The organism is Ramlibacter sp. (assembly GCF_035706265.1).
Classification (GTDB): Bacteria; Pseudomonadota; Gammaproteobacteria; order Burkholderiales; family Burkholderiaceae_C; genus Ramlibacter.
This window is the reverse complement of the sequence record NZ_DASSVG010000316.1, coordinates 1-6,438: the sequence shown is the minus strand read 5'-3', so window position 1 is coordinate 6,438 and position 6,438 is coordinate 1. Positions and strand designations below refer to the sequence as shown.

At 66.2% G+C, this 6,438-nt stretch carries 8 protein-coding genes and 1 pseudogene; 8 read left to right on the top strand and 1 reads right to left on the bottom strand.

Annotated features, from left to right (window positions below):
- From VFM98_RS11425 to VFM98_RS11390, 8 genes are all read left to right on the top strand, one after another.
- On the top strand, positions 1–868 hold an 868-nt coding region (locus tag VFM98_RS11425), incomplete at its 5' end, for an MFS transporter (protein WP_325110041.1).
- 216 nt (positions 869–1,084) lie between these two features.
- Entirely contained in the window at positions 1,085–1,450 is a 366-nt protein-coding gene (gene rpsF, locus VFM98_RS11420; protein ID WP_325110040.1) for a 30S ribosomal protein S6, read from the top strand.
- A 22-nt stretch (positions 1,451–1,472) separates the two neighbouring features.
- The gene (priB, locus tag VFM98_RS11415) at positions 1,473–1,769 is read left to right on the top strand and encodes a primosomal replication protein N (RefSeq protein ID WP_325110039.1); all 297 of its coding nucleotides are present in this window, start codon (positions 1,473–1,475) and stop codon (positions 1,767–1,769) included.
- A 10-nt stretch (positions 1,770–1,779) separates the two neighbouring features.
- Positions 1,780–2,061, top strand: a complete 282-nt coding sequence (gene rpsR / locus VFM98_RS11410; protein ID WP_169420325.1) for a 30S ribosomal protein S18 — start codon at positions 1,780–1,782, stop codon at positions 2,059–2,061.
- A gap of 10 nt (positions 2,062–2,071) precedes the next feature.
- On the top strand, positions 2,072–2,524 hold the full coding sequence (gene rplI, locus VFM98_RS11405; RefSeq protein ID WP_325110038.1) for a 50S ribosomal protein L9: 453 nt from the start codon (positions 2,072–2,074) through the stop codon (positions 2,522–2,524).
- 280 nt (positions 2,525–2,804) lie between these two features.
- Positions 2,805–4,217, top strand: a complete 1,413-nt coding sequence (dnaB, locus tag VFM98_RS11400; protein WP_325110037.1) for a replicative DNA helicase — start codon at positions 2,805–2,807, stop codon at positions 4,215–4,217.
- An 81-nt stretch (positions 4,218–4,298) separates the two neighbouring features.
- Positions 4,299–4,718, top strand: a complete 420-nt coding sequence (locus VFM98_RS11395; RefSeq protein ID WP_325110036.1) for a hypothetical protein — start codon at positions 4,299–4,301, stop codon at positions 4,716–4,718.
- Between the two features lie 119 nt (positions 4,719–4,837).
- Positions 4,838–5,890 (top strand): IS110 family transposase, encoded by a 1,053-nt coding sequence (locus VFM98_RS11390; protein ID WP_325110035.1) that lies wholly within the window; start codon positions 4,838–4,840, stop codon positions 5,888–5,890.
- A 441-nt stretch (positions 5,891–6,331) separates the two neighbouring features.
- On the opposite strand, the pseudogene VFM98_RS11385 reads toward VFM98_RS11390, so the two are convergent.
- Positions 6,332–6,438, bottom strand: a pseudogene (locus tag VFM98_RS11385) (ABC transporter permease); the annotation flags it as partial.

Sequence of the window (6,438 nt, the reverse complement as noted above, 5' to 3'; positions counted from 1 at the left end):
CCTGACCACGATCGCCAAGGTGGACGCCACCACGGCCAACCTGCTGATCGCCGCCTCGCTGCTGATCGGCACGCCCTTCTTCATCGTGTTCGGCGCGCTCTCGGACAAGATCGGCCGCAAGCCCATCATCATGGCCGGTTGCCTGATCGCCGCGGTGACCTACTTCGCCGTGTTCCCGATGCTGCTGAAGGCCGCCAACCCCGCGCTGGTCGCCGCGCAGCAGGCCACCAAGGTCACCATCACGGCCGATCCGAAGCAGTGCTCCTTCCAGGGCAGCCCGATCGCCCGCGAGATCGACTTCACCTCCTCGTGCGACGTCGCCAAGCGCGCGCTGACGCAGGCCTACATTCCCTACGAGAACGTGGCCGCGCCGGCCGGCACGCCGGCCACCATCAGCATCGGCGGCAAGGTCATGGCCGCGCCGAGCCTCACGCTGAACGCCGAGCGCCACGGCTTCTCCGCCGAATCCGCCAAGTCCCTGGCCGACTTCAAGAAGCAGGTCGGCGAGACGGCCAAGGCCGCCGGCCTGACGGCCCCGGCCGACAAGGCGAAGATGAACACCGGCACCGTGCTGGCCATCCTGGTGTTCCTGGTGATCCTGGTGACGATGGTGTACGGCCCGATCGCGGCCATGCTGGTCGAACTGTTCCCGACCCGCATCCGCTACACCTCGATGAGCCTGCCGTACCACATCGGCAACGGCTGGTTCGGCGGCCTGCTGCCGACCACCGCCTTCGCCATGGTCGCGGCCACCGGCGACATCTTCTACGGCCTCTGGTACCCCGTCGTGATCGCGTCGATGACCTTCATCGTCGGCATGCTGTTCATCCGCGAAACCAAGGACGTGGACATCTACGCCCGCGACTGAGCCGCACGCGGCGTTGCAACGGAAAGCCCGCCGCGTGCGGGCTTTTCTCCTTGTGAAGCGCAGCGGTCGCAGGAGGTCCGACCTCCCGTCGGGCAGCCCGGGCCCATCCGGGCTATAATCATGGGCTTTTCCCCTTGCCGCACCCCGTCATGACGCCGGAGGCGGCCAGTTTCCGTATCGCCGCGCGACCACGCGGCGAGTCCACAAGGAGAACCCATGCGTCACTATGAAATCGTGCTGCTGATCCACCCGGACCAGAGCGAACAGGTTCCGGCCATGCTGGAGCGCTACAAGGGCATGATCACCGCCGGCAACGGCAAGGTGCATCGTGTGGAAGACTGGGGCCGCCGCCAGCTGGCCTACCAGATCAACAAGCTCGCCAAGGCGCACTTCCTGTGCATCAACATCGAGGCCGACCAGGCGGTGATGAGCGAGCTCGAGCACGCCTTCCGCTTCAACGACGCCGTGCTGCGCCACCTGACGGTGGTGAAGAAGAAGGCCGAGACGGGCCCGTCCTCCATGATGAAGACCGTGGAGCGCGAGGAAGCCCGCAAGGCGCAACAGGCGGAGTTCCAGTCGTAATTTCGGCGGCGACTCGCCGGGTGTGAACCAGACGATCCTGAGCGCCCGTATCGCGGAGGCCAAGGCCCTGCGCTACACCCCCGCCGGAGTGCCCGCCCTCGACCTGCGGCTCGAACACGAGTCCGAAGCCCTGGAAGCCGGGGCCCGCAGGCAGGTGAAGGTGGAGATCCGCGCGGTGGCCTTCGGGGCGGATGCCGAGACGCTTGCCAGGCAGGCGATCGGCAGCGGATTCCGGTTCACGGGCTTCCTCGCCGCATTCCGCGGCGGCAAGCACCCGGTGTTGCACATCCAGTCATTCCAGCCAGACCCAGTTTCCTAGGAGCCAAACCATGGCCACGTTCAAGAAGTTCAACAAGGACAAGCGTCCGAAGCGCAACACCCAGTCGCTGCTGTTCAAGCGCAAGCGCTTCTGCCGCTTCACCGTCGCCGGTGTCGAGGAGATCGACTACAAGGACATCGACACCCTGCGCGACTTCATCTCCGAGAACGGCAAGATCATCCCGGCGCGCCTGACCGGCACCCGCGCGATCTACCAGCGCCAGCTGAACACCGCCATCAAGCGCGCGCGCTTCCTGGCGCTGCTGCCGTACTCCGACCAGCACCGCATCTGAGGAAGTAGCCATGCAAGTCATCCTGCTCGAGAAAGTCGTCAACCTGGGCAACCTGGGCGAGATCGTGAAGGTGCGTGAGGGCTACGCCCGCAACTTCCTGATCCCCCAGGGCCGCGCCCGCCGCGCCACGGAGGCGAACAAGGCCGAATTCGAGGCCAAGCGCGCCGACCTGGAGAAGCAGGCCGCCGCCAAGCTGGCCGAGGCGCAAGCCACCGGCGAGAAGCTGGCCGGCCAGACCGTCAAGCTGACCCAGAAGGCCGGCGTCGACGGCCGCCTGTTCGGCTCGGTCACCAACCACGACATCGCCGAGGAGCTCACCAAGATGGGCTTCCCGGTGCAGAAGTCGCAGGTGCGCATGCCCACCGGCCCGATCAAGATGGTGGGCGACAGCCACGTCAACGTGGCGCTGCACACCGACGTGGTCGTCGAGATCAACGTCACGGTCTACGGCGAGACGGCGTAAGCCTTCGCTGCCTGCCGCGAAAAGCCGCCTTCGGGCGGCTTTTTCGTCTCGAACTTCCGGACGCAAAGGGCGCAAAGGGTACGCGAAGGACGCAAAAGAACAGCCGTGGACGGAATGTCTTCTTTGCGTCCTTTGCGTATCTTTCGCGTCCTTTGCGTCCGGCTGTCCGGATATTCCTCCATGCACAGCTTCCGAGACGTTGTCCACAGCAATCCCCCAGAGTTGTCACTGGACATCCTTACAGGGGCGGCGGGACAATCGCACGAGGAGTGAGTGATTGATGTCCGCTGTCCTGAGCCCCGTCGAAGACGACTTTCCGCGCGAGCGTGACCGCCAGGTCGCGCAGCTGCGCATCCCGCCCCATTCGATCGAGGCGGAGTCGAGCGTGCTCGGCGGCCTGCTGCTGGACAACGGCGCCTGGGACCGCGTGGGCGACCTGCTCACCGAATCCGACTTCTACCGCCACGAGCACAAGCTGATCTTCACCGCGGTCAGCGGCCTGATCAACGGCAACAAGCCGGCCGACGTGATCACGGCCTACGAGCAGCTCCAGAGCCTGGGCAAGGCGGAGGAGATCGGCGGGCTGCCCTACCTCAACTCGCTGGCGCAGTACGTCCCGAGCGCCGCCAACATCCGCCGCTACGCGGAGATCGTGCGCGAGCGCTCCATCCTGCGCAAGCTGGTGAGCGCGAGCGACGAGATCGCCACCGCCGCCTTCAACCCGCAGGGCAAGCCGGTGGAGAAGATCCTCGACGAGGCGGAGCAGAAGATCTTCCACATCGGCGAGGAGGGTTCGCGCTCCAAGCAGGGCTTCCAGAGCATGGAAGGCCTGGTGGTGCAGCTGCTGGATCGCGTCCAGGAGATGGCGGACAACCCGAACGACATCACGGGCGTGCCCACCGGCTTCTACGACTTCGACCGCATGACCTCCGGCATGCAGGCCGGCGACCTGATCATCCTGGCGGCGCGTCCCTCCATGGGCAAGACCTCGCTGGCGATCAACATCGCCGAGCACGTGGCACTCAACGAGGGCCTGCCGGTGGCCGTGTTCTCGATGGAAATGGGCGCGGCGCAGCTGGCCGTGCGTATCGTCGGCTCCATCGGCCGCATCGACCAGGGCCACCTGCGCACCGGCAAGCTCACCGACGACGAATGGCCGCGCCTGACGGAAGCGATCGAGAAGCTGCGCAACATCCAGCTGCACATCGACGAGACTCCCGGCCTCACGGTCAGCGAACTGCGCGCCAACGCCCGGCGCCTCGCGCGCCAGTGCGGCGGCAAGCTGGGCCTGATCGTGGTCGACTACCTGCAGCTCATGAGCGTGTCGGGCAGCATGAGCGACGAGAACCGCGCCACGGCCGTGGGCGAGATCTCGCGCGGCCTGAAGATGCTGGCCAAGGAGCTCGGCTGCCCGGTGATCGCGCTGTCGCAGCTCTCGCGCGCGGTGGAGCAGCGCACCGACAAGCGCCCCATGATGTCGGACCTGCGCGAGTCCGGCGCCATCGAGCAGGACGCCGACGTGATCATGTTCATCTACCGCGACGACTACTACAACAAGGACTCCAAGGAGCCCGGCGTCTCTGAAGTGATCATCTCCAAGCAGCGGAACGGCCCCACCGGGACGGTGAAGCTGGCCTTCCTGAAGCAGCTGACGAAGTTCGAGAACCTGGCCAGCGGCGGCGACGATTTCTGAGGGCGAGGTTCAGCCGCTTTCCTACGTGCCGCGGCCGCGGCAGGCGCGATGCTCGCCGGAGACGATCCTCCGGAGAGAAGCATGCAACAGCCGACCGACCTGACCCCGACGCTGGCCGAGGCCAGCCCGCCCATGCCACTGGAACAGGTGCCACCCGAACTCCGGGACGAGCGCTCCACGCTGGAGAAGATCAAGGCGGCCGACGCCGCGCGCCCGGGCTTTCCGGGCGAGCACTGGCTGGTGCTGGGGCTGGGCGTAGCGCTCTGGCAGTTCACCCGCAAGCACCGCTCGTGGGCCGTGCGCACCGCCGGGGGTTTGGCCGCCAGCGCGCTGGTTGCGCGCGCGGCCAGCGGGCGCGAAGGCCTGAGCCGGGTGCTGCGCTACACGCCCCTCGGCCGCGGGATCCGCAGCGCGCCGCTTCGCGAAGCACCGGCGGCGTCGCGGCAGCCCCAGCCGGCGTATCCGTTCCCGACCGCGCGGTCGATGGGTGGACGCGCGTAGCGTGCGTCTCCGAGGCATCTCGTAGGCTAATGGGATGGACGCCCCCTTCCTCTACGGCATCTGAGGTGCCAAAGTGGAAAGGGTTATCAAGCCACTTAACGTGGAAAGGAGCGTCCGTCATGGAGATTACCCGCGTTGGCCTTGACTTGGCAAAGAGCGTTTTCCAGGTCCACGGTGTTGATGAGACCGGCCGCAAGGTCTTGGGCAAGAAGCTCAAGCGAAATCAGGTGCTGGCGTTCTTCGCGACCTTGCCTGCCTGTCTGGTCGGCATGGAGGCCTGCGGCGGAGCGCATTATTGGGCGCGCAAGCTGCAGGAGCTGGGACACACGGTCAAGTTGATCCCGCCTCAGTACGTCAAGCCGTACGTGAAGACGCACAAGAACGATGCTGTGGATGCGGAGGGCATCTGCGAGGCCGTGGGTCGGCCCAACATGCGCTTCGTGGCGATCAAGACGGTGGAGCAGCAGACGATCCTGATGCTGCACAACGCCAGGCGCGGCTGCCTGAAGGCGCGCAACGCCAAGTCGAACGAAATCCGTGGCGAGCTGGCCGAATTCGGAGTGGTGCTGCCCCCGGGCTTCAAGTCCTTCATGCAGCAACTGCCCGACGTGATCGAGGACGCCGGCAATGAGCTACCCGCGCAAGCCAGGCAGTTGCTGCAGCGCCTGCATGAGCAACTGCGCCAGCTCGATGCCCAGGTCAGCGAGTTCGAGGCGCAGATCCGCCAGGCCAGTCGCAATACCCCCACCTGTCGCCGCCTGGAGGGCATTCCGGGCATCGGCCCGCTGTCTGCGACGGCGTTTGTGGCCAAGGTCGGCGATGCGCGCAACTTCGCCAACGGCCGCCAGGTCAGCAGTTGGATGGGCGTGGTGCCACGGCAGCATTCCAGCGGCGGCAAGCAGGTGTTGCTGGGCATCAGCAAGCACGGCGACGTCTACCTGCGCACCTTGATGATTCACGGGGCGCGCTCGGTCGTGAAGGCCGTGCTGCGGCAGCCCCTACCCGATGCCCGCTGGAGCTGGTTGACCGAGCTCGTCAAGCGCCGCGGCCCCAACGTGGCGGCGGTCGCGCTGGCCAACAAGAATGCGCGCACCGCCTGGGCGCTGCTGCAGCGCGAATGTGATTTCGATCCGCATCACCACGCCAATGCACACCGGGAGCTTGTCGCATGACACACGCCGCTTGTCTCGCAGGTCCGAAGCGGCATTGCGCCGCTTCCGACCCGCTCGCAGCGTCTGCGCCTTGGTGCCCGCCTCAAGGGTGCGCTTCGCCGGGCTTCGCCCGCCCTTGACCCCGGCACCAAGGCGCCAACCCCTTCAACCACATCCATAGGAGCACCCCTATCGATTGCTCAGGCGAATGACGAAAGTGATGGCACCCCAGGTCGGACCGTGACCGGCACCAACCCGCAAAGCGCCCAGAGCTGCGAGCTCGATAGGCTGATTGAGGCGCCGGTCAGCGTAAATCCATCAGGGACCCGGGCGCTCCAAATGCCCGATCAGAGTCCGGATACATGGCTGCACTCGATCCTATGGTCCATCGCCCACTCATCGCTTGACAAGCTGGGGGCGTCCATACATGGTGCTGAGCGCGACAGCGCGAAGCCCAGCGCTTCACCGCTGCCGCGGATCCAGCGCATCCCGCAAGCCATCCCCCAGCAGATTGAACGACAGCACCAGCAGGAAGATCGAGACCCCCGGCCAGATCGCCATCCACGGCG